Annotated in this window: 26 protein-coding genes and 1 pseudogene; 19 read left to right on the forward strand and 8 right to left on the reverse strand. The window is 70.2% G+C overall.

Going from position 1 to position 23,661, the window contains the following annotated elements; translation table 11 throughout:
• Positions 1-5 precede the first annotated feature (5 nt).
• Positions 6-1,595, forward strand: coding sequence for a signal recognition particle protein (gene ffh / locus JOE46_RS01100; protein ID WP_077041212.1), 1,590 nt, complete (start codon positions 6-8; stop codon positions 1,593-1,595).
• Between the two features lie 2 nt (positions 1,596-1,597).
• Positions 1,598-2,707, forward strand: coding sequence for an amidohydrolase family protein (locus tag JOE46_RS01105; protein ID WP_209925931.1), 1,110 nt, complete (start codon positions 1,598-1,600; stop codon positions 2,705-2,707).
• A gap of 6 nt (positions 2,708-2,713) precedes the next feature.
• On the opposite strand, the gene JOE46_RS01110 is transcribed toward JOE46_RS01105, so the two are convergent.
• On the reverse strand, positions 2,714-3,553 hold the full coding sequence (locus JOE46_RS01110; protein WP_209925933.1) for a hypothetical protein: 840 nt from the start codon (positions 3,551-3,553) through the stop codon (positions 2,714-2,716).
• Positions 3,550-4,491 (reverse strand): DUF5336 domain-containing protein, encoded by a 942-nt coding sequence (locus JOE46_RS01115; RefSeq protein ID WP_209925935.1) that lies wholly within the window; start codon positions 4,489-4,491, stop codon positions 3,550-3,552. Before JOE46_RS01115 ends, JOE46_RS01110 begins: the two co-directional genes overlap by 4 nt.
• Positions 4,492-4,774: 283 nt before the next feature.
• Here JOE46_RS01115 and rpsP point away from each other — a divergent pair, with 283 nt between their 5' ends.
• From rpsP to JOE46_RS01140, 5 genes are read left to right on the forward strand one after another with little or no spacing between them, the layout of a single operon-like run.
• Positions 4,775-5,239 (forward strand): 30S ribosomal protein S16, encoded by a 465-nt coding sequence (gene rpsP, locus JOE46_RS01120; RefSeq protein ID WP_097212668.1) that lies wholly within the window; start codon positions 4,775-4,777, stop codon positions 5,237-5,239.
• A complete protein-coding gene (locus tag JOE46_RS01125) occupies positions 5,236-5,478 on the forward strand; it encodes an RNA-binding protein (RefSeq protein WP_027499286.1) in 243 nt (80 codons plus the stop codon). The genes rpsP and JOE46_RS01125 overlap by 4 nt, the downstream gene beginning before the upstream one ends.
• A 4-nt stretch (positions 5,479-5,482) precedes the next feature.
• Complete coding sequence (gene rimM, locus JOE46_RS01130) at positions 5,483-6,010, forward strand: ribosome maturation factor RimM (protein ID WP_209925942.1); 528 nt, start codon at positions 5,483-5,485, stop codon at positions 6,008-6,010.
• Positions 6,011-6,012: 2 nt separating this feature from the next.
• On the forward strand, positions 6,013-6,744 hold the full coding sequence (trmD, locus tag JOE46_RS01135; RefSeq protein WP_209925945.1) for a tRNA (guanosine(37)-N1)-methyltransferase TrmD: 732 nt from the start codon (positions 6,013-6,015) through the stop codon (positions 6,742-6,744).
• 27 nt (positions 6,745-6,771) lie between these two features.
• On the forward strand, positions 6,772-9,153 hold the full coding sequence (locus JOE46_RS01140) for a Tex family protein (RefSeq protein ID WP_097212671.1): 2,382 nt from the start codon (positions 6,772-6,774) through the stop codon (positions 9,151-9,153).
• Between the two features lie 68 nt (positions 9,154-9,221).
• Here the strand turns inward: JOE46_RS01140 and JOE46_RS01145 are convergent, their stop codons facing one another.
• Complete coding sequence (locus JOE46_RS01145) at positions 9,222-9,893, reverse strand: GAP family protein (RefSeq protein WP_097212672.1); 672 nt, start codon at positions 9,891-9,893, stop codon at positions 9,222-9,224.
• Positions 9,894-10,034: 141 nt separating this feature from the next.
• Here JOE46_RS01145 and JOE46_RS01150 point away from each other — a divergent pair, with 141 nt between their 5' ends.
• From JOE46_RS01150 to JOE46_RS01175, 6 genes are all read left to right on the forward strand, one after another.
• Entirely contained in the window at positions 10,035-10,958 is a 924-nt protein-coding gene (locus JOE46_RS01150) for a formylglycine-generating enzyme family protein (protein WP_097212796.1), read from the forward strand.
• A complete protein-coding gene (locus JOE46_RS01155) occupies positions 10,958-11,803 on the forward strand; it encodes a hypothetical protein (RefSeq protein WP_097212673.1) in 846 nt (281 codons plus the stop codon). Before JOE46_RS01150 ends, JOE46_RS01155 begins: the two co-directional genes overlap by 1 nt.
• 154 nt (positions 11,804-11,957) lie before the next feature.
• Positions 11,958-12,299, forward strand: a complete 342-nt coding sequence (gene rplS / locus JOE46_RS01160) for a 50S ribosomal protein L19 (protein WP_027499292.1) — start codon at positions 11,958-11,960, stop codon at positions 12,297-12,299.
• Between the two features lie 65 nt (positions 12,300-12,364).
• Positions 12,365-13,147: a signal peptidase I gene (gene lepB, locus JOE46_RS01165; protein ID WP_209925947.1), complete on the forward strand. Its 783-nt coding sequence runs from the start codon at positions 12,365-12,367 to the stop codon at positions 13,145-13,147.
• On the forward strand, positions 13,144-13,875 hold the full coding sequence (locus tag JOE46_RS01170) for a ribonuclease HII (RefSeq protein ID WP_097212675.1): 732 nt from the start codon (positions 13,144-13,146) through the stop codon (positions 13,873-13,875). The genes lepB and JOE46_RS01170 overlap by 4 nt, the downstream gene beginning before the upstream one ends.
• A 37-nt stretch (positions 13,876-13,912) precedes the next feature.
• Positions 13,913-14,236: a DUF2469 domain-containing protein gene (locus tag JOE46_RS01175; RefSeq protein WP_072750096.1), complete on the forward strand. Its 324-nt coding sequence runs from the start codon at positions 13,913-13,915 to the stop codon at positions 14,234-14,236.
• Positions 14,237-14,342: 106 nt separating this feature from the next.
• Here JOE46_RS01175 and JOE46_RS01180 read toward each other — a convergent pair whose 3' ends face one another.
• Genes JOE46_RS01180 through JOE46_RS01190 form a run of 3 tightly spaced genes read right to left on the reverse strand, consistent with a single transcriptional unit; the run spans position 14,343 to position 16,229 of the window.
• On the reverse strand, positions 14,343-14,855 hold the full coding sequence (locus JOE46_RS01180) for a TIGR04338 family metallohydrolase (protein WP_097212676.1): 513 nt from the start codon (positions 14,853-14,855) through the stop codon (positions 14,343-14,345).
• Complete coding sequence (locus tag JOE46_RS01185) at positions 14,852-15,610, reverse strand: DUF2786 domain-containing protein (RefSeq protein WP_097212677.1); 759 nt, start codon at positions 15,608-15,610, stop codon at positions 14,852-14,854. Before JOE46_RS01185 ends, JOE46_RS01180 begins: the two co-directional genes overlap by 4 nt.
• A gap of 40 nt (positions 15,611-15,650) precedes the next feature.
• A complete protein-coding gene (locus JOE46_RS01190) occupies positions 15,651-16,229 on the reverse strand; it encodes a hypothetical protein (protein ID WP_209925949.1) in 579 nt (192 codons plus the stop codon).
• A gap of 166 nt (positions 16,230-16,395) precedes the next feature.
• Here JOE46_RS01190 and JOE46_RS01195 point away from each other — a divergent pair, with 166 nt between their 5' ends.
• The 4 genes from JOE46_RS01195 to JOE46_RS26685 all read left to right on the forward strand — a co-directional run bounded on the left by JOE46_RS01195 (position 16,396) and on the right by JOE46_RS26685 (position 19,910).
• Positions 16,396-16,752 (forward strand): YraN family protein, encoded by a 357-nt coding sequence (locus tag JOE46_RS01195; protein WP_097212797.1) that lies wholly within the window; start codon positions 16,396-16,398, stop codon positions 16,750-16,752.
• Positions 16,752-18,260: a YifB family Mg chelatase-like AAA ATPase gene (locus JOE46_RS01200; RefSeq protein WP_209925950.1), complete on the forward strand. Its 1,509-nt coding sequence runs from the start codon at positions 16,752-16,754 to the stop codon at positions 18,258-18,260. Before JOE46_RS01195 ends, JOE46_RS01200 begins: the two co-directional genes overlap by 1 nt.
• Positions 18,257-19,375 carry a DNA-processing protein DprA gene (gene dprA, locus JOE46_RS01205; protein ID WP_097212680.1) on the forward strand — a complete coding sequence of 373 codons (1,119 nt, stop codon included), beginning with the start codon at positions 18,257-18,259 and terminating at the stop codon, positions 19,373-19,375. Before JOE46_RS01200 ends, dprA begins: the two co-directional genes overlap by 4 nt.
• Positions 19,376-19,778: 403 nt before the next feature.
• Entirely contained in the window at positions 19,779-19,910 is a 132-nt protein-coding gene (locus JOE46_RS26685; protein WP_269588222.1) for a hypothetical protein, read from the forward strand.
• 146 nt (positions 19,911-20,056) lie between these two features.
• Here the strand turns inward: JOE46_RS26685 and JOE46_RS27050 are convergent.
• A pseudogene (locus JOE46_RS27050) lies at positions 20,057-20,152 on the reverse strand (DUF2510 domain-containing protein); the annotation flags it as partial.
• Between the two features lie 338 nt (positions 20,153-20,490).
• On the opposite strand from JOE46_RS27050, the gene JOE46_RS01215 reads away from it, so the two are divergent.
• Positions 20,491-21,258, forward strand: coding sequence for a MerR family transcriptional regulator (locus JOE46_RS01215; protein WP_097212682.1), 768 nt, complete (start codon positions 20,491-20,493; stop codon positions 21,256-21,258).
• 84 nt (positions 21,259-21,342) lie between these two features.
• Positions 21,343-22,869 carry an alpha/beta hydrolase gene (locus JOE46_RS01220; protein ID WP_245220887.1) on the forward strand — a complete coding sequence of 509 codons (1,527 nt, stop codon included), beginning with the start codon at positions 21,343-21,345 and terminating at the stop codon, positions 22,867-22,869.
• Positions 22,870-22,876: 7 nt separating this feature from the next.
• On the opposite strand, the gene JOE46_RS01225 is transcribed toward JOE46_RS01220, so the two are convergent.
• Complete coding sequence (locus tag JOE46_RS01225) at positions 22,877-23,509, reverse strand: hypothetical protein (protein WP_209925956.1); 633 nt, start codon at positions 23,507-23,509, stop codon at positions 22,877-22,879.
• Positions 23,510-23,661 lie beyond the last annotated feature (152 nt).

Below are 23,661 nucleotides of genomic sequence, written 5' to 3' on the forward strand. Positions count from 1 at the left end.
GATCGGTGTTCGAATCCCTTTCCGACAGGTTGACCGGTGCCCTCAAGGACCTCCGGGGCAAGGGGCGCCTCTCCGGCGCCGACATCGACGCCACCTGCAGGGAGATCCGGCTCGCCCTGCTCGAGGCCGACGTTGCGCTGCCCGTGGTGCGTGCCTTCATCGAGAAGATCAAGGTGCGCGCCAAGGGTGCCGAGGTCTCCGGCGCGCTGAACCCGGCGCAGCAGGTCGTCAAGATCGTCAACGAGGAGCTCGTCGGGATCCTCGGCGGCGAGACCCGGCGGCTCCGGTTCGCGAAGAACCCACCGACCGTCATCATGCTGGCCGGCCTGCAGGGTTCCGGTAAGACCACCCTCGCGGGCAAGCTCGCGAAGTGGCTGACCGGGCAGGGACACACGCCGCTCCTGGTGGCCTGCGATCTGCAGCGTCCCGGCGCGGTCAGCCAGCTCCAGATCGTCGGTGAGCGCGCGGGCGCCGCGGTGTACGCGCCGCACCCGGGCACCTCGATCGGCGGCGGCGAGAACGCGCTGGGTCAGTCGGCGGCCGACCCGGTCGACATCGCCCGGCAGGGCATCGCGGAGGCCAGGGCCAAGCAGCACGACGTGGTGATCGTCGACACCGCCGGACGCCTCGGCATCGACGAGGAGCTGATGGGTCAGGCGGCGGGCATCCGCGACGCCGTCAACCCGGACGAGATCCTGTTCGTCCTCGACGCGATGACCGGTCAGGACGCCGTCCAGACCGCGGAGGCGTTCCGCGCGGGCGTCGGCTTCACCGGCGTGGTGCTCACCAAGCTCGACGGCGACGCCCGCGGCGGTGCCGCGCTGAGCGTCCGCGAGATCACCGGCGAGCCGATCATGTTCGCCTCCACGGGCGAGAAGCTCGAGGACTTCGACGTCTTCCACCCGGACCGGATGGCCAGCCGGATCCTCGGCATGGGCGACGTGCTCAGCCTGATCGAGCAGGCCGAGCAGGTCTTCGACGCGAAGCAGGCCGAGGCCACCGCCCAGAAGATCGGTTCCGGCCAGCTCACCCTCGAGGACTTCCTCGAGCAGATGATGGCCGTGCGGAAGATGGGCCCGATCGGCAACCTGCTGGGCATGCTGCCCGGCGCCGGGCAGATGAAGGACGCGCTGGCCAACGTCGACGAGAAGCAGCTCGACCGGGTCCAGGCGATCATCCGCGGCATGACTCCCGCGGAGCGCGATGACCCGAAGATCATCAACGCCTCCCGGCGGCTGCGCATCGCCAACGGCTCCGGCGTCAAGGTCTCCGACGTCAACCAGTTGGTGGACCGGTTCTTCGAGGCCCGCAAGATGATGGCCGCGATGGCGGGCCGGATGGGGATGCCAGGGGCCCGCTCGAGCCAGCGCAGCAAGAAGGGCAAGAAGGGCAAGAAGGGCGGCAAGGGGCCGACGCAGCCGAAGATCCGCGGCGGCTTCCCCGGCATGCCCGGTGGGATGCCGGGCGGGATGCCCGCCGGGTTCCCCGGACTGCCCGCGGGCATGGACCTGTCGAAGATGCCGAAGGGGCTCGACGAGCTGCCGCCCGGCCTCGAGGGCATCGACCTGTCCCAGCTGAAGCTGCCCAAGAAGTAGCCGTGGCGCCTGCCCGCCCAGGGTCCTTCCGGCTGCGCGGTGTCGGGCTGCCCGACGGGCAGCCGCTGGAACTGTGGGTCGGCGGCGGGGTGATCTCCGATCAGCCGGTGCCCGGCGCGGAGTCGCTGTGCGAGTCGGGCTGGATCCTGCCCGGGCTGGTCGACGCGCACTGCCACGTCGGTATCAAGTACGGCGGGGGTCACGAGGACCGGCCGGGAATGATCGCGCAGGCCGAGGCCGAACGCGCGGTCGGGGCGCTGCTGCTGCGCGACGCGGGGTCGCCGGTGGACACCCGGGATCTCGACGCGCGCGAGGACCTGCCGCGGATCATCCGGGCCGGTCGGCACATCGCGATGCCGAAGCGGTACATCCCCGGCCTTGCCGTCGATCTCGAGGACGAGTCGCAGCTGCCGGAGGCGGTCACCCAGCAGGCGCTGCTCGGCGACGGCTGGGTCAAGATCGTCGGGGACTGGATCGACCGCTCGGTGGGGGACCTGCGCCCGTTGTGGAGCGACGACATCCTCAAGGAGTCCATCGAGGCCGCACACCGGGTCGGCGCCCGGGTGACCGCGCACGTCTTCTCCGAGGACGCGCTGCCGGGCCTGATCAATGCAGGCATCGACTGCATCGAGCACGGCACCGGACTCACCTCGGAGACGATCGAGCTGATGGTCGAACGCGGCACCGCGCTGGTACCGACGCTGATCAACATCGACACCTTCCCCGGCATCGCGGACTCGGCCACCCGGTACCCGGTCTACGCACGCCACATGCGGGAGCTGCACTCGCGGGTCCGTCGCACCGTCGGCGACGCGCATGACGCAGGCATCCAGATCTACGCGGGCACCGACGCCGGCGGCTCGATCGTGCACGGGCGGGTCGCCGACGAGGTCGCCGCGCTCGCGCAGGCCGGACTGGGACCGACCCGCGCCCTCGGCGCGGCCTGCTGGGATGCCAGGGCCTGGCTTGGTCGGCCAGGGCTCGAGCCCGGCGCGCCCGCCGACCTGCTCGTCTACGAGCAGGACCCGCGCACCGGGGCCGAGGTGCTCGCCGCCCCGGACCTGGTCATGCTGCGCGGCCGGCTGGTCGAGGTGCGCGGCCGGGTCGTGTGATGCGGTCTATTTGACGCAGGGATCGGCCCCGGCATCGGCGCGACCGGTGAACCGGACCTCGCTGACCGAGGTGACGTCGTTGAACGGCGCGGATTCCTGGCCCGCCGCGTTCTTGACAGGCTGACCGTCCACCGTCTCGTTGATCGTCAGGGTGACCGTCTTGGCCGCCTTGTCGACGTCGAGCGCCTGGATGCCGCGCTCCGGCCGGACCTCCTGGACGACCGAGGTGCCGTCGTCGAACGCCCAGGTCACCTTCGTGACCTTGCGGTTCTGCGCGAACCGGTCGGAGCCGTCCACGTCTTTCTTGTCGTAGCCGGGATCGATCCCGACGGAGGTGAGGTCGAGCTTGCAGGCGAAGCTCACCGAGAGCACCTGGCCCTTGGTGCCCGCGCAGCGCCACGCGGTGGTGACGTCGCCGTCGGTGGCGTTCGGGGCCTCGTAGGAGTTCTTGCGGCCGGTGGAGTCGACCGCGGGCGGGTAGGCGGCGCAGGTGGGGACGGCGCCGGTCGGGGTGATCGCGGCGGGGCTGCCATCGCCGTCGCCGGCGCCACTGCTGAAGGCGTCGCCGTCGTAGGCCTCATTGGTGGCGGCCGTCGCCTCGCCATCGGTGTCGCGGGCTAGCGTCCAGTTGAGCAAGAAGCCGCCGCCTGCGAGCAGCACGACCGCGGCGGTGACGGCCGCGATGATGCCGAGCCAGCCCTTCCAGGACAGCGGCCCGCGCCCGGGCGCGGGTGCGGGAGCGGGTCCATCGGTGGCGTCGAAAAAGGGCTGGGCGGGCGGCGGAGGTGGCGGTGGCGGCGGGGGAGTCGCCTCGGCGGTGGGGCGAGGTCCGTCGTCGGGGGTCACGGGGCCTCCACCTTCTCGGCGGCCTTGTCGGCGGACTGCTTCGCGTCTTTGTCTTTGTTCTTGTCGGTGGGCTCGTCCGCGTCCTTGTCCGTCGTCTCGTCCCCGGACTTGGCTTCGGTGCGGTCCGGGCGTGCCTTCAGCGCGGCGTCCACCTCGGGGTCGCCCAGTTCCGCCAGCCAGTCCAGCAGGTCGGGATAGGCGCTGGGGTTCGCCGCGACGTACGGACGCAACGCGGCATCGGACTGGGCGATGTGGCCGAGCGTCTGCAGCGGGGTGTACGGGTCGAGCGCCAGTGCCTGCGTGTACGGCTTGGTTGGGGCGGGCGACCCGAGCGTGGGCGTCGGTGTCCCTGCGACCTCCGCGTCGACGGGCTCGGCCTGTGCGGGCGGGAGACCGGCGCCCTGATCGAGCACGCGGGCGGCGCGGGGCTGCACCAGGCCGAGGTCGTAGGAGAGGGCCAGGAACGCCGCCACGCTCTGCAGGATCGACAGAACCAGGATCGCGATCCCGCCCCAGCCGAGAGAGACGGACAGGCTCTGGTCGTCGGAATCGTCGAAGAAGTTGCCGGTGAAGGTGGGGACATTGCTGATCGCGATCAGCAGGAACAGGGCCAGCAGGGCGCCGACCGCGGCCGCGGCGGTCGCGATGGCCCGCAGGGCCGGCGCCGCGCCCGGGAACTGGGACAGCCGAGACACGGTGGACAGGCCCGCACTGATGCCGGAGAGCAGCAGGAAGACGACGACGAGCAGGGCCTGCGGGAGGAGGAAGCCGCTGATGTTGATCACATCGCCGGAGGTTCGGACGACGAAATAGGGGCCGAAGCCGAGCAACAGGTTGAGTAGGCCGAGCGTGAGCACTGCGATGCCCAGTGCGTTCGGTCGGCCGACGGCCGGAACAGGTGGCCCCGCGATGGGCGCTGCGAACGGCGCGTTGGACATGATCCCCCTTGTGAACGAGCGACGACTTCGGTCGAATTCGTCACCGACCTGCGGTGATGACGTGCCAACGAAGTCTAGGCCGAGGGGGCGCCCGCGGAAGGGCGAAACACCGGCGGCCGCGGGCGATTAACGGCGCGACCTCATCGTCTGGCAGAATGGACCGCTGTTCGCCCGTCTCCGGTTACGTACCGCGCGGCGGTCACGACAACCCCTCAACGCGAAACCGGGTGCGCAGGCCTTGCGCATCGCTGAATTGCGCCGTGACCATCTGAAAGGCTCCACCATGGCTGTCAAGATCAAGCTCATGCGGCTCGGCAAGATCCGCACCCCGCACTACCGCATCGTCATCGCCGACTCTCGCACCCGCCGCAACGGCCGTGCGATCGAGACCATCGGCAAGTACCACCCCAAGGAAGAGCCCTCCCTGATCGAGATCGACTCGGAGCGTGCGCAGTACTGGCTGGGTGTCGGCGCGCAGCCGACCGAGCCGGTCGAGAACCTGCTCAAGATCACGGGCGACTGGCAGAAGTTCAAGGGCCTGCCGGGCACCGAGGGCACCCTGCGCGTCAAGGCTGAGAAGCCGTCCAAGCTGGAGCTGTTCCAGGCCGCGCTGGCGCAGGCCGACAGCGAGCCGGTGGCCGAGGCCATCACCCCGAAGAAGAAGGCCGCCAAGAAGGCCGACGCGGAGGCCACCGAGGCTCCCGCCGAGGCCGAGGCCGCCGCGGATTCCGAGGCTGCTGACAAGTGAGTGCCGTTGTCGCCGATGCCGTCGAACAGCTTGTTCGCGGCATCGTCGCCAACCCCGACGACGTCCGGGTCGAGCTCTCGACCGGACGCCGTGGGCGGACGGTCGAGGTGCACGTGAACCCCGAGGACCTGGGCAAGGTCATCGGTCGTGGCGGACGCACCGCCACCGCGTTGAGGACCCTGGTCACCGGTATCGGTGGTCGCGGCATCCGCGTCGACGTGGTCGACACCGATCAGTAAATCAGTGGAGCTCGTCATCGGGCGTGTGGCCAAGTCACACGGCATCAGGGGTGAATTGGCCGTAGACATACGGACCGACGATCCCGAGGAGCGTTTTGCGGTCGGCACCGTGCTGCACGGCCGCAAGCCCCGCGAGCAGAAACTCACCAGCTACACGGTGGAAGCCGCCCGGGAACACTCCGGGCGGCTTCTGCTGCGTCTCAAGGGGATCGACGACCGCACGGCGTCGGACGCGATCCGCGGCACGCTGTTCATCGTCGACACCGCGGACCTGCCGCCGTCGGATGATCCCGACGAGTTCTACGACCACGAGCTCGAGGGCCTCGCCGTGCGGCTTGGCGACGGCACCCCGGTCGGCTCCGTCATCGAGGTGCTGCACTCGGCCGCGGGCGAGCTGCTCTCCGTGCGTCCGGAGGGGCAGAAGACCGGCGAGATCCTGATCCCGTTCGTCGCGGCCATCGTCACCTCCGTGTCTGTCGCCGACGGAGTCATCGAGATCGATCCGCCTGAGGGACTTCTGAATCCGGAGTAGCTGTGCGCCTCGACGTCATCACGATCTTCCCCGAGTACCTCGAGCCGTTGCGAACGGCGTTGCTGGGCAAGGCCATCGACAAGGGCCTGATCTCCGTCGGCGTGCACGACCTGCGGGACTGGACGCACGACGTCCACAAGGCGGTCGACGACTCGCCGTACGGCGGCGGCCCTGGCATGGTGATGAAGCCGACCGTCTGGGGCGAGGCCATGGACGAGGTGCTCGGCACCGAGCCTGACCCCGACACGCTGCTGGTGGTCCCCACTCCGGCAGGCGTGCCCTTCACACAGGACACCGCGCACCGATGGGCGGGGGAGAAGCGCCTCGTGTTCGCCTGCGGCCGTTACGAGGGCATCGATCAGCGGGTGTTCGACGACGCGGCCAGGCGGGTGCGGGTCGAGGAGGTCAGCATCGGCGACTACGTCCTCATCGGGGGCGAGGCCGCGGTGCTGGTGATGGCTGAGGCCGTCGTCCGGCTGCTCCCCGGCGTGCTCGGCAATCAGCAGTCGCACCAAGAGGATTCGTTCTCCGACGGCCTGCTGGAGGGTCCGAGTTACACCCGGCCGGTGAGCTGGCGCGAGCTCGACGTGCCGCCGATCCTGCTCTCCGGTGACCACGCCAAGGTGGCCCGCTGGCGCCGGGAACAGTCGCTGTTGCGCACCGGCGAACGCCGCCCCGACCTGCTCGAACACGTCGAGCTCTCCGACTCGGATCGCGCTGTTCTCGAGCCCTGACGGTGCCTGCCGGTAGGGTCGATCGCCGTGACCTCAGCTCCGAATGCACCAGCTCTGAAATCAGTCAACGCGCGCATCGCGGAGGAACTCGGCGTCCGGGAAGAGCAGGTCCGCGCGGCGGTCGAACTGCTCGACGGCGGCGCGACGGTTCCCTTCATCGCCCGGTACCGCAAGGAGGTCACCGGGACCCTCGACGATGCCCAGCTGCGCACGCTCGAGGAGCGGCTGCGGTACCTGCGTGAGCTCGACGAGCGCCGGGTCGCGGTGCTCGAGTCGATCCGCTCCCAGGACAAGCTCGATCCCGAGCTCGAGGCGCAGATCATGCTCGCGGACACCAAGGCCCGCCTCGAGGACATCTACCTGCCGTTCAAGCCGAAGCGCCGCACCAAGGCGCAGATCGCGCGCGAGGCCGGGCACCAGCCCGTCGCCGACGCCCTGCTGTCGGACCCGACCACCGACCCCGCGCAGTACACCGCCGAGCAGCTCGAGGGTGCCCGCGCCATCCTGGTCGAGCAGTTCGCCGAGGACGCCGACCTGGTCGGCGAGCTGCGCGAGCTGATGTGGACCCGCGGCCAGGTCAAGTCCGCGGTCCGCAAGGGCAAGGAGACCGAGGGCGCCAAGTTTGCCGACTACTTCGAGTTCTCCGAGCCCTTCGGCAAGCTACCCAGCCACCGCATCCTCGCCATGTTCCGCGGCGAGAAGGAGGAGGTGCTCTCGCTGACCCTCGACCCCGAGACCGAGGAGCTCCCGCTCGGCGAGGTCAGCGTCTACGAGGGCCGCATCGCAGGCCGGTTCGGCGTCGCGGACCGCGGACGGCCCGCCGACAGGTGGCTGCTCGACACGGTCCGCTGGGCCTGGAAGACCAAGATGCTCATCACGCTCGGCATCGACACCCGGATGCGGCTGCGACAGTCCGCCGAGCGGGACGCCGTCGACGTGTTCGCGATGAACCTCAAGGACCTGCTGCTGGCCGCGCCCGCGGGCACCCGCGCCACGATGGGCCTCGACCCCGGCTTCCGGACCGGCACCAAGGTCGCCGTCGTCGACTCCACCGGCAAGGTGCTCGCGTACGACACCATCTACCCGCACCAGCCGGCCAACAAGTGGGACCAGTCCCTGGCCACGCTCGCCGCGCTGGCCGCCAAGCACAAGGTCGACCTGATCGCGATCGGCAACGGCACCGCCTCGCGCGAGACGGACGCGCTGGCGGCGGACCTGATCAAGAAGTTCCCGGAGGCCGGGCTCACCAAGGTGATGGTCTCGGAGGCGGGCGCCTCGGTGTACTCCGCCTCCGCGTACGCCTCCGCCGAGCTGCCGGACCTGGACGTGTCCATCCGCGGCGCGGTGTCGATCGCGCGCCGGCTGCAGGACCCGCTGGCCGAGCTGGTGAAGATCGACCCGAAGTCGATCGGCGTCGGCCAGTACCAGCACGACATCTCCGAGACGCTGCTGGCGCGCTCGCTGGCCGCGGTGGTCGAGGACGCGGTGAACGCGGTGGGCGTCGACGTCAACACCGCCTCGGTGCCGCTGCTCTCGCGGGTCTCGGGCATCACCGGCTCGCTGGCCGAATCCATCGTCGCGCACCGCGACGCGAACGGTCCCTTCCGTGCCCGCGCCGGCATCCTCGACGTGGCGCGGCTGGGCCCCAAGGCATTCGAGCAGTGCGCGGGCTTCCTCAAGATCACCGACGGCGACGACCCGCTTGACGCCTCCGCGGTGCACCCCGAGGCGTATCCCGTCGTGCGGCGGATAGTGGAGGCCACAGGAACCGGCGTCAAGGAGATCATCGGCAACACCACGGCGCTGCGGGCGCTGCGGCCGCAGGACTTCTCCGACGACAAGTTCGGTATCCCGACCGTCACCGACATCATCGCCGAGCTGGAGAAGCCGGGCCGCGACCCGCGCCCCGAGTTCAAGACCGCGACGTTCGCGTCGGGTGTGGAGAAGGTCGCCGACCTCAAGCCCGGCATGACGCTGGAGGGCGTGGTCACCAACGTCGCGGCCTTCGGCGCCTTCGTCGACGTCGGCGTGCACCAGGACGGGCTCGTGCACGTCTCCGCGATGTCACACAACTTCGTGAAGGACCCGCGCGAGGTGGTCAAGTCCGGCGATGTCGTGAAGGTGAAGGTGATGGAGGTCGACCTGCCGCGCCAGCGCATCGGGCTGAGCCTGCGCCTGGACGACGAGCCCGGCGCGGCCAAGCAGGACGGACAGGGCGGCGGACAGCGCGCCGCAGGCGGTCAGCGTCAGGGCGGCGGCCAGCGGGACGGCGGATCACGTCAGGGTGGCGGTCAGCGCCAGGGCGGGCAGCGGGGCGGCGGTCAGCGTCAGGGCGGCGGATCGGGCGGCAGCAGCCCGGCGAGCGGCTCGATGGCGGACGCCCTCCGCAAGGCCGGCTTCGGCAAGTAGGCGGCTCCGCCGCCCGTGCGCGGTTGACGAGTCTCTGGACTCGTCAATCGCGCACAGGCGCGCAGCGCCTAGTAACCGCCGAGACCCTTGCCGATCATCACCACACCGATCACCAGCAGCAGCGTCGCCATCACGGCCGCATTGTTGGCGGTCAGCCAGGACTTGAGGTTCTGCAGCCAGACCGTGGCCTTCTCCCTGGCGACGAAGTAGGCGATCACCGGCACGGCCACCGTGCTGGCGGCCAGGATCGTGAAGACCACCCCGGTGACCACCAGCGTGGCGCCGCTGACCCCGAGGTTGGCGACGGCCACCGCCGCGCCGACGATCATCAGCAGGTTCTTCGGGTTCACCGCGGACAGCGCGAAGCCGAGCCCAAGCGCCTTGCCGGGGGTGACCTTGTCGATGGCGGCGAGCCAGCCGGGCATGGTCGGTTCCTCGCCGGGCGCGGGCCTGCCCCGCCACTGCTTGAGCGCCAGCCCGAGCAGCGCGACACCCAGGATGATCTTGATGGTCGCGGTCGTCGCGTTCCCGCCCGACGAGCTGTCCAGGCCGACCGCGCTGGCGATCGTGACGATCACCGTGTATCCGAGCGCGATGCCGAGAACCCAGCCGGCGGTGAACGCGGTCGCGGTGCTCCCCGCCTTCGGCGTCAGCAGCATGAGGATCGCGGCGATGATCGGGATCGGACTGATCGCGACGCCGAGCGCGAGCGGAAGAATGTCACCAATGGCAGTTCCCATGGTTGGCATGGTCTCAGTCGGCCGGTGGGCGGGAACCACCCGAAAAGGGTGACCGGTGGTGGCTGCGCCCGGTGCGGGTGAGGTGACATGCTTCCTTGCATGGCGTCGAACACCCAGTCGTTGAACACCCCACTCAAGAACATGTCCTGGGTGCCGGGCGGTCTCTTCTGGATGGGCTCGGAGGACTTCTACCCGGAGGAGAAGCCCGTCCATCAGGTCGAGGTGGACGGCTTCTGGATGGACACCCACCAGGTGACCGTCGCGGAGTTCCGGCGTTTCGTGAAGGACACCGGCCACGTCACCGTCGCCGAGACCGCGCCCGACCCCGCCGACTATCCCGGCGCCGACCCGGCGCTGCTGGTGCCCGGCTCGCTGGTGTTCACCCCGCCGCCCGGCCCGGTCTCGCTCGACGACTACCAGCAGTGGTGGTCCTGGGTGCCGGGCGCGGACTGGCGTCACCCGGAGGGCCCGGACAGCAACGTCGGCGGGCGCGAGCGGCACCCGGTGACGCACGTCGCGTACGCGGACGCCCAGGCCTACGCCGCGTGGGCGGGCAAGGAACTGCCGACCGAGGCCGAGTGGGAGTTCGCCGCCCGTGGCGGTCTCGACCGCACGGCCTACGCGTGGGGCGACGAGTACACCCCCGGCGGTAAGCAGCAGGCCAACACCTGGCAGGGCCAGTTCCCGTGGCAGAACCTCGTCGAGGACGGGTTCGTCGGGACCTCGCCGGTCGGGAGTTTCAAGCCCAACGGCTACGGGCTCCTGGACGTCGCGGGCAACGTCTGGGAGTGGACCACCGACTTCCACACCGCCGATCACAGCGCGGGCGGGAAGAACGTCAACCCGGCGAGCTCGTGCTGCATCCCGCGCAACCCGAGGTCGGAGTCGGCGGCGCGGACCGAGGGCGAGAGCTACCCGCGCCGGGTCATCAAGGGCGGCTCGCACCTGTGCGCGCCCAACTACTGCCTCCGTTATCGCCCCGCCGCCCGCCAGGGGGAGACCGAGGAGACCTCCACCTGCCACGTCGGGTTCCGCTGCATCGTCAGGTCGCCGGGGCCGCGCTGATGAACCACTGGCTGCAGCGGGCGATCATCGAGCCGGGCAAGCTGCCGCTGCTCATGTTCTTCCTGGGTTTCATCGGTGGCTTCGCGTTCATCCGGCTCAGCGTGCGGATGATCCGCGCCCAGGTCCGGTGGTGGCCCGGCAACGTCACCCCTGGCGGCCAGCACGTGCATCACGTGGTGTTCGGCGTGGTGGCCATGCTCGTCAGCGGCGGGTGGTTGATCGCGGTCTTCGAGGACGGCAGCTCGACCACCGGCGCGGTGCTCGCCGGCGTCTTCGGGGTCGGCGCCGCGCTGGTCCTCGACGAGTTCGCGCTGATCTTCTACCTCAAGGACGTCTACTGGGCGGAGCAGGGCCGAACCTCCGTCGATGCGGTGTTCGTCGCCATCGGGGTCACCGGACTGCTGCTGCTCGGTGCCCGCCCGACGGCGATCCTGGACGTCGAGGACTTCCGCGGGCAGGAGCCCTGGTGGGTGCGTGGGTTGGTGGTGCTGATCACCGTGTTGGGCCTGATGGTCGCGGCGGTGGTGATCGCCAAGGGCAAGATCTGGACCGCCATGCTGGGGATGTTCGTCTTCCCGGTGCTCCTGGTCGGCGCGATCCGGTTGAGCCGACCGGGGGCGCCGTGGGCGCGGTGGCGCTATGAGGAGCGGCCGAAGCGGATGCTGCGGGCCATCGAACGGGAGAAGCGCTACCACCGGCCGGTGGTCCGGGCGAAGATCTATGTCCAGGACCTCGTCGCGGGCAAGCCGAGCGTCGAGCACGCGAAGGTCGCGACCGAGCAGGAGCTGGAGCGGACAGTGCAGGCCGCGCCCCCGGCCCCGCACCACGAGCGGGTGCCTCGGTAGTCCCGATTTCGTCCCGTCCTGGTCGTCTGGCACAATTGACGGGTTGCCTGTACAGGCAACACCTACCTAATCGGAGTACGAACCAGCCGAGCACAGCGTGAGCAGTGCCGCTCGGTTCCTCTACTCGTGCGAAAACGCAAGGATGGAACAACCGATGAACACCCTGGACTTTCTGGACGCCCGCTCTCTCCGCGACGACATTCCGGAGTTCCGTCCCGGCGACACCCTGAACGTGCACGTCAAGGTCATCGAAGGCTCGAAGGAGCGCGTGCAGGTCTTCAAGGGCGTCGTGATCCGTCGCCAGGGCGGCGGCATCCGCGAGACCTTCACCGTTCGCAAGGTCTCCTTCGGCGTCGGCGTCGAGCGCACCTTCCCGGTGCACAGCCCCAACATCGCTCAGGTCGAGGTCCTCACCCGTGGTGACGTCCGTCGCGCCAAGCTGTACTACCTCCGCGATCTGCGTGGCAAGGCCGCCAAGATCAAGGAAAAGCGCTGATCTTTTTCACGTCGGCCCGGCCCCGGAACAGCACGACCGTTCCGGGGCCGGGCTAACCTGTTCCGGTGGTAAATACCCCTCAGGAATCGACGGCGCCGGACGGTGCCGAATCCCCCGAACCGACGTCGGGGAGGGTCGAGAAGAAACCCCGCTCGTTCTGGCGGGAACTCCCCATCCTCATTCTCGTCGCGCTCGTGATGAGCTTTCTGCTGCAGACCTTCATCGTCAGGGTGTACCTGATTCCGTCGGAGTCGATGGAACCCACGCTGCACGGCTGCGCCGGCTGCACCGGCGACCGGATCGCCGTCGAGAAGATCAGCTACCGCTTCGGCGACCCGCAGCCCGGTGACGTGATCGTGTTCAAGGGCCCGGAGTCCTGGAACGCCGGCTGGTCATCCACCCGCTCCGACAACCCGGTGGTCCGCGGATTGGAGGAGTTCGGTTCCCTGGTCGGCCTGGTGCCGCCGGACGAGAACGATCTCGTCAAGCGGGTCATCGCGACCGGTGGTCAGACCGTCGAATGCTGCGACGACCAAGGCCGGATCCTGGTCGACGGCAAGCCGATCGACGAGCCGTACGTCGTCACCGACTTCCCCTTCACCCCTGGCACCCAGACCTGCGACACCCCGCTCAAGTCGGGGCGCTGCTTCGGTCCCGTCACCGTCCCCGAGGGCAACCTCTGGATGATGGGCGACAACCGCAACAATTCCGCGGACTCGCGCTATCACGTCGGCGACGAGTACAACGGAAGCGTGCCCGTGGACAACGTCATCGGCAAGGCCGTCGCCATCGTGCTGCCGCCCTCGCGCTGGGGCCTCATCGATTCGCCTGATATCCAAGGACAGTGAGTACCTGGCCACCGAGGACGATCATCCGCAGAGCGGCTGGCCTGCGGACGATGGAGTCTGCCCTCATCCGTAGCGGCCTCGGCCCCGTGGTTGGCGTCGACGAGGCCGGCCGCGGCGCCTGCGCGGGTCCGCTCGTGGTCGCCGCCTGCGCGCTCGGGCCCAAGCTGCACCCGGCACTGGTGAACCTCGACGACTCCAAGAAGCTGACCGAGCGGACGCGGGAGGAACTGTTCCCCGCCATCACGCGCATCGCCAGGGCCTGGTGCATCGTGGAGATCCCGGCGTGGGAGGTCGACTCGCTCGGCGTGCACGTGGCGAACATCGAGGGCATGCGGCGCGCGGTCGCGGGCCTGGCGTTGTCCCCGGGATACGTTCTGACGGACGGGTTTCGGGTGCCGGGCCTGCCGGCGCCGTCGCTGCCGGTGATCGGCGGCGACGCGTCGGCGGCGTGCATCGCGGCGGCCAGCGTGCTGGCGAAGGTCTCGCGCGACCGCACGATGGTGGCGATGGACACGGAACTGCCCGGGTACGGGTTCGCCGCGCACAAGGGGTACAGCACGGCCGCGCACACCGCGGCGATGGCCGCGCTCGGCCCGAGTCGTGAGCACCGGATGTCGTACGCGAACGTCGCCGCGGCGCGACTGATGCAGCGCGATCCGGTGCGCGAGGACCGCTTGGTGGCCGATGAGGTGGGCGAAATGTACACCGCGGAGGTGCGTGCGGGATGATGATGGTTCACCACAGAGCAGGAGGACGGCGAAACAGATGAGTGCCGAAGATCTCGAGAAGTACGAAACGGAGATGGAGCTCTCGCTCTACCGTGAGTACAAGGACATCGTCGGCCAGTTCGCCTACGTAGTGGAGACCGAACGCCGGTTCTACCTGGCGAACTCCGTCGAGCTGATCCCGCACAACGCGGACGGGGAGATCTACTTCGAGGTGCGGATGGCCGATGCCTGGGTGTGGGACATGTACCGCCCCGCGCGGTTCGTCAAGCACGTCCGGGTCATCACCTTCAAGGACGTCAACATCGAGGAGCTGGAGAAGTCCGACCTGCGGTTGCCCGAGAACGGGCCGTTCGGGGAGTAGGGCGAGCGCACCGCCGCACACTTTTTGCCGAGTTCGCACACCCCTTGATCGCTCACGGGGTGTGCGTTCTCGTCAATGGGGGTGCGCGATGTCGGGCAGGCGCGGGTCAGGCGATCCGGACGCCGTTCTCCAGCATCGTGGTCCGCAGCACGAAGGCGGCCTCGCCGCCGATGATCTCGTCGACCAGGACCAGGTAGCGGTCGACGAACTCGGGGCCGTGCGGGGCGAGCGCCGCGCCGTCCGGCTCGAGGTGATGGGCGAGTTCGTGCAGGACCACCAGCTCGCGCAGCGCCCATGCCGTGCCGCGGGTGTGCAGCGGGACAGCGATGGTCGCCGCGCCGGCCTCGTAGTGGGCGGCGGCCGCCCCGGCTCGCGCGCGGACGGTGACCGGGACGGCCGCGCCCGACCAGCGTGCGCGCACCCAGTTCAGGGCCAGGACCCGGTCCGCGTAGTCCTGCACCGAGTCGACCGAGGCGAACTTCCGCTCCACCGGCAGGGTGATCGTGGAGCCGAACAGCTCGAGTTCGCGTGCCCCCTTGTCGGCGCGGTCGAACACCGTCCGCACCACGGTCTCGGCCTCGTAGACCCGGGAGCGCTGGCTGTCGCGGTCGGTGCTCACTCGAGCTGCTTCCTCGCGCCCGCCAGCTCCGGCGCGTGGCCGAGGCGTGCGGCCCTGCCTGCCCGGTCGCCCGCCCGCCGCGCGGTCGAGGAGTGCCCCGCGGTGGCCTTGGATCCCCGCCAGGTCCCGCGCGCCTGCGACGTCTGACGGTAGAAGTCGGACAGCTCGAGCTGCTTGTCGCGCAGCACCAGCGCGGTGCCGGTCAGTTCGGGGCCCGTGGACTCGTCCGCGCGCACCGCGTCTGCCTCGGCGGCCCTCTTCGCGGTGGCCAGCCGCTCGCCGATCCGGGCCGCGAACGCGAGCTGGAAGTTCAGCCGGGCGGTGACCCCCGCCACCGGGCGGTGAGCGCCCGACTTGATGAACGCGTCGGAGGCCCGCACCATCTGCACGAGCAGGCTCGAGTACAGCGCCTCGCAGGCGTCGATGTCGGTGCCGAAGCCGTAGGCGAACACCTGCGTCGAGTTGTGCGCGACGTCGCACTGCACGTCGTTGGCGGCAGCGATGCTGACGAACAGGTGCACGTAGGTGCGCAGGCCCTTCTTGCCGGTCTCGCCGATCGCGATGACCCGCTGGGTGGGGGTGACGCGCTGCTCGCGGCGCGAGGTGTGCGAGCGCGCGACGGCGAGGTCGATCGAGGTCGCGGTGGCCAGGCGCTGCGCGGCCTCCATGAAGGCCTGGGCCTCGTGCGGGTTGGTGGTGGACTCGGCCTGGCGGAGCAGACCGCCGATCCGGGCCAGCATCTTCTCGGAACTCACCCGGACGAGCGTAGACCGCGGCACCGACGCGCGGCCGGGCCTATCGCGGGCCGTCGAGCTCGAAGTACAGCGCGTCGGACCAGTAGCCCAGTCCGAGCTCGCGGAGGGGTTCCTCGATGCTCTCCTGCGACGGCGTGAACAGCCGCCGCCAGAAGCTCGGCTTGGTGGGCGCGAGCCCGGCAAGCGCGGCCTCCATCTCGGCGTCGATGTCGGCAAGCCCGGCCACCAGTGCCGAGCCCTGGTCGGCGAACGGCTCGTCGTCCATCGCGAAGATCTCGCCGCATTCGAGGACGAAGTGGTCGTCGGGGTCGGTGTGGGCGCGCAGGAAGCGCAGCGCGTCCTCGGCCATCGTGCCGATACCCGGGTGGTCGATGCGGCTCAGGAACTTTTCGAGCCGGGCGATGCCGGGGCCGCAGCGCGCGGTGACCGCGATCAGGCCGGGGGTGTCGTCCCAGATGATCGACTGGCGGGTGCAGGGGTCCACGGAGACGAGGATCCGGGGGACCAGCGGAATCGCGTACGACCACTCGGAGATGCCGGCGAGACGCCGGGTGCCGGTCGCGGGCGGATCCGTCTGTGGGTCAAGGGGAGTGGTGTAGAGGTACGTGCGGTTGGCCACGCCGCCTCCTGTCTGTGTGCGGGATCGGGCGACCGGCCGAGTGTAGGTGTCGCCGGTGACAGGGTCGGTCGGCTGCGTTCTCCACAGGCCGGGATCCGTCCACAGATACCGGGAAATCGGCCGTCGCCGGGCGCGATTCGTCTCGGCCGCGGTGCAGGGTCTGGTCATGGCACGAAACCTGGAGCTGGGGGCATGGGGTGAGGAGTTGGCCGCGGGCCACCTCGCCCGAGCGGGCCTGACGATCCTCGCCCGGAACTGGCGGTGCCGCTACGGCGAGCTGGATCTCATCGCCCGGGAGGGGGACGCGGTCGTCTTCGTCGAGGTGAAGACGCGATCGGGCCGGGGCTACGGCACGCCCGCCGAGGCGGTGACGTTCGCGAAGCAGGGCCGGATCCGCCGGCTGGCCGGGTTGTGGCTGGCCGAGCAGCCACACGGCTGGCGGCACGTGCGCTTCGACGTGGTCGCCGTCGTCGTGGAGTCCGGCCGGGATCCGGTGCTCGAGCACCTGCGCGCGGTGTTCTGATGGCGCTCGGGCGGGCCTACGCGGTGGCGGTGCGCGGCGTCGACGGTCAGCTGGTGGAGATCGAGGCGGACATCGGCCGCGGGCTGCCCGGGGTGCACCTGGTCGGGCTGCCCGACACCGCGCTACAGGAATCGCGGGACCGGGTGCGCGCCGCGGTCACCAACTCCGGTGAGCGATGGCCGGATTCGCGGGTGATCCTGGCGCTCTCGCCCGCGACCCTGCCGAAGGGTGGCAGCGGCTTCGACCTCGCACTGGCCTGCGCGGTCCTGGTCGCGGACGGACGGGTGCCGAGCACGGACCTGGACAAGGCGGTGCTGCTCGGCGAGCTCGCCCTGGACGGCCGGCTGCGCGGGGTCCGCGGCGTGCTGCCCGCGGTGCTGGCGGCCAAGTCCGCGGGACGACCCAGCGTGGTGGTGCCGTACCCGGCGCTGGCCGAGGCCGGTCTGGTGGACGGCATCGAGGTCTGGGGCGCGCGGAACCTACGGGAGGTGATCGAGTGGCTGCGCGGGGAGCTGGTGCTGCCGGGGCCTGCCCCGCTGGAGGTGCCGCCCGAGCGGACGACGGCCGACCTCAGCGACGTGGCGGGCCAGGGGGAAGCGCGCCTGGCACTGGAGGTGGCGGCTGCGGGGGCACACCACCTGATGCTGACCGGTCCGCCCGGTATCGGGAAGACGATGCTGGCGCAACGTCTTCCGGGGGTGCTGCCGCCGCTGAGCGAGCAGGAGGCGCTCGAGGTGACCGCGATCCATTCGGTGGCGGGACTGATCACCAGCGAGCGGCCGCTGATCACCGAACCGCCGTTCGTCGCCCCGCACCACACCTGCTCGATCAGCGCGCTGGTCGGCGGCGGGTCCGGGATGGCAAGGCCGGGCGCGGTGAGCCGGGCGCACCGGGGCGTGCTCTTCCTTGACGAGTGCGCCGAGTTGGGCGTCAAGGCGCTGGAGGCACTGCGCACCCCGCTCGAGGACGGTGAGGTCCGGATCGCGCGGCGGGACGGGGTGGCCTGCTATCCGGCGCGGTTCCAGCTGGTGTTGGCGGCGAATCCGTGTCCGTGCGCGCCGCCCCGCACCGAGGACTGCGTCTGCGCGCCGACCGCGCGCAGGCGCTACCTGGGGAAGCTGTCGGGTCCGCTGCTCGACCGGGTGGATCTGCGGGTGAGCATGCAGCCGCTCTCGGTCGGCGCACTGAACGGTGAGGCCGCCGAGTCGACGGCGGAGGTTCGCGCGCGGGTGGCGGCAGCCCGGGCGACGGCGGTCGAGCGGTGGCGTGAGTTCGGCTGGCGGACCAACGCGGAGGTGCCGGGCCCGGCTCTGCGGCAACGGTTCCGGATCTCTCGTGGGGCACTCCGCCCGCTGGAGGGGGCGCTGCGGGAGGGGCAGATCACCGCCCGCGGCGCCGACCGCGCGCTCAGGGTCGCGTGGACGCTCGCGGACCTGTCCGGCCTGGCGTTGCCAGGGGAGGACCAGGTGGGGTGTGCGCTGGGCTACCGGGATCGGCGGGGCGAATGAGTGCGCGACGGGAGGCCTGGGCGTATCTGTCGCAGGTGGCGCAGGGTCCGTGTGCCCCGCTGGTGGAACTGGTCGAGGCGGTGGGGCCGTTGGAGGCGGCGCGGGCGGTGCGCGGGGCGGAGTTGCCGGAGGCGCTGCGGACGCGGACGGAGGCGCGCAGGCACATCGACTCCGCGGCTCGCGATCTCGACCTCGTCGGGCGGCTCGGCGGCAGGCTGCTCACGCCGGACGACGAGGACTGGCCGGCGTGGCGGCTGCTGGCCTTCGACGGCCTCGACTCGCGGCGCGAGCGGGAGTCGGCGCCGCCGTTGGCGCTGTGGGTGTTGGGGGAGCGGCCGCTGGCCGAGCTGACCGATCGGGCGGTCGCGGTGGTCGGGACCCGGGCCGCCAGCGGCTACGGCGAGCACGTGACCGGGCAGTTCGTCGACGACCTCGCGGGCCGGGGCTGGACAGTCGTTTCGGGAGGTGCGTACGGGATCGACGGTGCTGCGCACCGCGCCGCCCTGGCCGCGGGTGGTGCGACGGTGGCGGTGCTGGCGTGCGGGGTGGACCGGGCCTATCCGGCGGGGCACGCGCGGTTGCTGCGCGAGATCGCCAGGGAGGGGGCGGTCGTCAGTGAATATGCGCCGGGCACGCCTCCGGCCCGGCACCGCTTCCTGGCCCGCAACCGACTGGTCGCCGCGCTCGCGGACGCTGTGCTGGTGGTTGAGGCGGGGGCGCGCAGCGGGGCGCGTAACACCGCGACGTGGGCGTCGCGGTTGGGCCGTCCGGTCCTGGCGGTGCCCGGCCCGGTGACCTCGGCGTCCTCGGTGGGGTGCCACCGGATGATCCGGGAGGGTGAGGCGCTGCTCGCGGCGCGGGCCGCCGATGTGGTGGAGGCGGCCGGGCCGGTGGGGGTGGCAGGCGAGGACGGCGGCCCGGTGCGCGCGCTCGACGGTCTCTCCGCCAAGGCGGCGTTGGTGTACGACGCGCTGCCCGCATCGGGGTCGGTGGGCGTCCGCGAGCTGTCGGAGGGCTCGGGGCTGCCGATCGGATCGGTGCGGGGCGCGTTGCCGGTGCTGGAGCTGGCAGGGCTGGTCGGCTCGGACGGGACGGGGTGGTTCAGGCGCGGGTGAAATCGGGAGAAAGAGTTACGAATCCGCGGGTTCCGGCCATCGTGGCAGGCCCGGAGGGTTCGGGACTCAGGCTGCTGGGCACCGGCTAGTACGCGGACTGCCAACGATCCTTTCCGTCGCTGGCGACATCGCACACCATTGATTGCCCTTCGTGGTGACACCAGTCGCTCCTGGAGTGGAGCAGAACGACCCCGGGTGAACTGTTCCTCCGGATCGCTCCACTGCTGGAGGCGAGTAGACCGGTGCGGGCGCAGGTGCCACCGTTGTCGTGGGAGGGGAGAATAGCGGTGCAGGAGCTGGCGGCTGGTTTCTCGGGACCCACGTCGATCCGCAGAGTCTGTCGCCCTCGAGCCCCATCGACTCCCGCCAGTCCGAGTCGCTGCACGAGGCTTCGAGTGACAGTGTGGGTTCGATGGTGATCGGCCGCTGCGTCGTGGACTCGACAACCGGTGAAACCGGTACCGTGGCCGGCTGCGATGAGGGCGGAACCGTCCTCGTTGTTGTCGTTGCGCGCGGCGTCGAGGAAACCGGTTGAACCGTAGCGGTAACCGTCGTTCCGGCATCGGATCCGGTATCACCGCCGTCGGTCATTGCCCCGAATGCGATGAACGCAACCACAGCCGCACCGACCAGCCAAGGCCAATTTTGATGCTTCTTCTTGGCCCCATTACCGGCCACACGCGGACGCGCCTGGTCGGTCCATCTCTCGCCGTCCCAGTAGCGCTCACTTGCGCTTGGATCGTATGGGTCCGAGTGCCAGCCAGCGGGAGGGAGCATTCCAAGTCCGTCTCTTGAGGGTCAAGCTCAGTGATTGCTCGGAGAGTTTGACAGACCGAACGGTACGGGTCGGCAGTCCCCTGAAACTGCTGTCGTTCAGTCAGACGACACCGCCTGAGCTGAGGTTATCCAGTTGCACGAGCGGTTGGGGGGCGGGTGTGCCGATCGAGTCGGTGTGGGGCGCGCTGTCGGTGCTGGAGCTGGTGGGATCGGACGAGACGATGGTTCAGGCGGGGATGACGCTGTGACTTGACCCTGCCCCTGGGGCAGGCTTGCAGAATGGTCGGCATGACGAGCACCGAGACCCCGAGCGACGCCCGAAGGCGCGGTGATCGGTGATGCTCACGGTCGGCGAACTCGCATCACTGGCGGGCACCACTGTGAAGACCGTGCGGCACTACCACGCCCGTGGCCTGCTCGTGGAGCCCCCGCGGGAGGCGAACGGGTACCGCCGCTACGGCGCGCAGGACCTGGTCCAGCTCAGCCGCATCCGCAGGCTTCGCGACCTCGGACTGTCCATCGCCCAGATCGGCGATCTGCTCGATGGCGAGACCGGCGGCATCCACCAGGCGCTCGACGCGCTGGACGATGAACTGGCCGAGCAGTCCCGGCTCATCGCGCTCCGCCGCCGCACCATAGCGGACCTGCGAGGAAGCCTCGATCCGGAGCTGCCCGACGAGTTCGCGAAGGTGATGTCGGAGTACCTCGCCGCGGGGGTGTCGCCGGAATGGGTCGCGCAGGAGAAGGAGTTCCTGCTGCTCGTGCTCGCAGTCTCGGCCGGGAGTCCCGACGTGAGCGAGCGGCTGCTCAGTATCCACCGGCGGGTGCTCGCACAACCCCATCGGGCGCGCGGCGTCGATCTTATCGGCCGGGTTTCGCGGCTAGGGGACGACGCCGGCGCCGCCGAGATCGAAGCGCTCGCAACGGACTACTGCGCCTTCATGGCGGAGGTGCTGCCCGACCAGATGCGTCCCAGTGAGGTCCCGTACATCAGGGACGACGAGCGGATGGCCGCCCTGATGGATGAGCACCGCTTCAACAACGCCTCATCCGGTTACGCGAGGTTCGTCCGGGCGGTGGCCGCCCGGCTCGCCGACGGCGCCTAGCGCCGCACACCACCGATTCACCCATTCATGCCCGCGTTACTTGCGGGTCCATCTGTCATGCCCGAATTCAGGAGGTACACGCGCATGCGAAAACTGACAGTCATCACGGCCGCGGCGGCAGCGGTGGGCGCCATGCTCGCCGGATGCGCTCAGCCCCAGGCGGATCCGGAGGCCACAGGCCCGCTATCGAGCGCGTCGGCCGCCGACCTCGACCGCTACTACCGGCAGCCCGTCTCGTGGGCGGCCTGCGCCGACGAGCAACTCGCGGCGACCGGCAGCGAGTGCGCCACTGTCGACGTCCCGCTCGACTACCGGGATCCGCAGGGCGCGACCATCGAACTCGCGATCTCCCGGATGGCGTCCACCGACCCCGACAGCAGGCGCGGCATCCTCCTGACCAACCCCGGTGGACCGGGCGGCCGCGGCCTTGGTATGCCTGCCAACCTGCGCGAAGGGATGACCCCCGACGTGTCCGCCGCTTACGACATCATCGGGATGGACACCCGCGGGCTAGGCGCCAGTACCCCGCTCGACTGTGGGTTGACGGACATGACCTGGTTCCGCTCGACCGGCGCCGGGCGATCGGGGTTCGACGAGAACGTGCAACGGGCCTCGAAGGCCGCCGACCTGTGTTGGGAGAAGTATCCGGATGTGTTGCCGCACATCAACACCGCCAACATCGCCAGGGACCTCGACGTAATTCGCGAGGCACTGGGGGAGGAGACCGCTTCGTACTACGGCTGGTCCTACGGCACCGTGCTGGGCGCGACGTACAGCCAGATGTTTCCGGAGAGGATCGATCGCCTGGTGCTCGACAGCGCGGCCGATCCGGCCAAGTACGGCATCGAGATGTTCCGGGACATGGGCCCGGCCAACGAGAAGGCCATCGACGACTTCGCCGGCTGGGCGGCGCAGCGCGACGACGACTACGGCCTTGGGGCCGCCCCGGCGCAGGTGCGGGCGGGCATCGAGCAACTGATCGCCGACGCGGAGGCGACCCCGATCACGGTGGGGCAGTTCACGCTCGACGACCACACGCTGCCGTTCGTGCTGTACTTCTATGCCACCAGCGACACGGACAACGCCGCCTTCGCGGACGCCCTGGTGCAGCTCCGTCAGTTCGCGGCAGGCAAGCAGGTGACGCCGATGCCGAAACTCGCGGGCCTGCTGCAAGCGATGTTCCGCCCGGAGTCAGGCACGGGACCCGACTACGCGTCGACCCTGGCCATCCTCTGCGGCGACCGCGCGATGCCGACGGACCCGGAGTGGTACTGGCAGAACATCGAACGCGCTCGCGCCGACCAGCCCATCTTCGGATCCGTGCACAATTCCATTACGCCGTGTGCGTTCTGGCGTGGGGAACCGATCGAGCAGGTCGAGATCGGCAATGACACCCCCGCGCTGCAGGTGCAGTCGCTCGGGGACACCAGGACCACTTACGAGGAGGGCCTTGGCATGCACCGGGCAATGCGAGGGTCGAGGCTGGTCACTGTGCCGGGACGCACGCATGCCGTGTTCCCGGACTACCCCAACGATTGCGCGCGCGACGCGGTGAACGACTACCTCAGGGAAGGCACACTGCCGAGCGAAGACGTCGTCTGCGAGGCGTAGCCGGGCGTCAGCCGAACTGCGGGCAGATGTGCTGCCGCGCCGCGTCGTAGGCCCTGGTCTCCTCCTCCAGCGCCTGCTGCTCGGCCGAGGAGTCGCGACCCGCGGCCTTCGCGGCGTCCAGGGCGGACTGCCGGGCACCGATGAGGGCCGCCGTGTATCCCGCCCAGTCGTCCCAGGAGCCGGTCGACACAGCGGCGGGCAGCATCTGCTCGTAGGCCTCGCAGTAGCCGTGGCCCGCGGACACGATGGCGGCGCGTTCGGCGCGCGGGCTCAGCGTGATCGCGCCCGCGGTGATGTCGTCCCAGCGGCTGTCCGCGCAGACGGCGCTCGCGTACCCGGCGTCGCCGCCCTCGGGCACGTTCCGGAAGACCGTGCTCTGTCCGACGCGCTCGACCTGGGCCGGGCGCGAGGCGGCGAACTGGTCCACCAGGTTCTGCTCGACGGAGTCTGTGGTCCCGTCGCCCCTCGGCCGGAGCACGTCGACGAGCTCCTCGGCGGTGGCGTTGGGGAGCGTCGCGTCGACGCATGCCGCCGCCTCCGCCGTTCCGGGCTCGGAGGAGGCCGCCGAGCACCCGCCGAGCAGGACGGCGGTCAGCGGCAGGAGGACGGCGAGCGAACGGATGCGGCGGATGTGTGTCATTGCCCCTCGAGAAAAGACGCGGAAGTCGTTGGCGGCGGGGTTGGTTCACCTCGCCCCGGCGTGGACGGTCGAACGCACACGGCGAATCGGCCAGGCAGCAGTATCTCAGGCCGTGGCCGAACGAGAGGGGAATCACGCCATCCATCTCGAGT

The organism is Rhodococcus sp. PvR099 (assembly GCF_017833315.1).
GTDB classification, from domain to species: domain Bacteria; phylum Actinomycetota; class Actinomycetes; order Mycobacteriales; family Mycobacteriaceae; genus Rhodococcus_G; species Rhodococcus_G oryzae.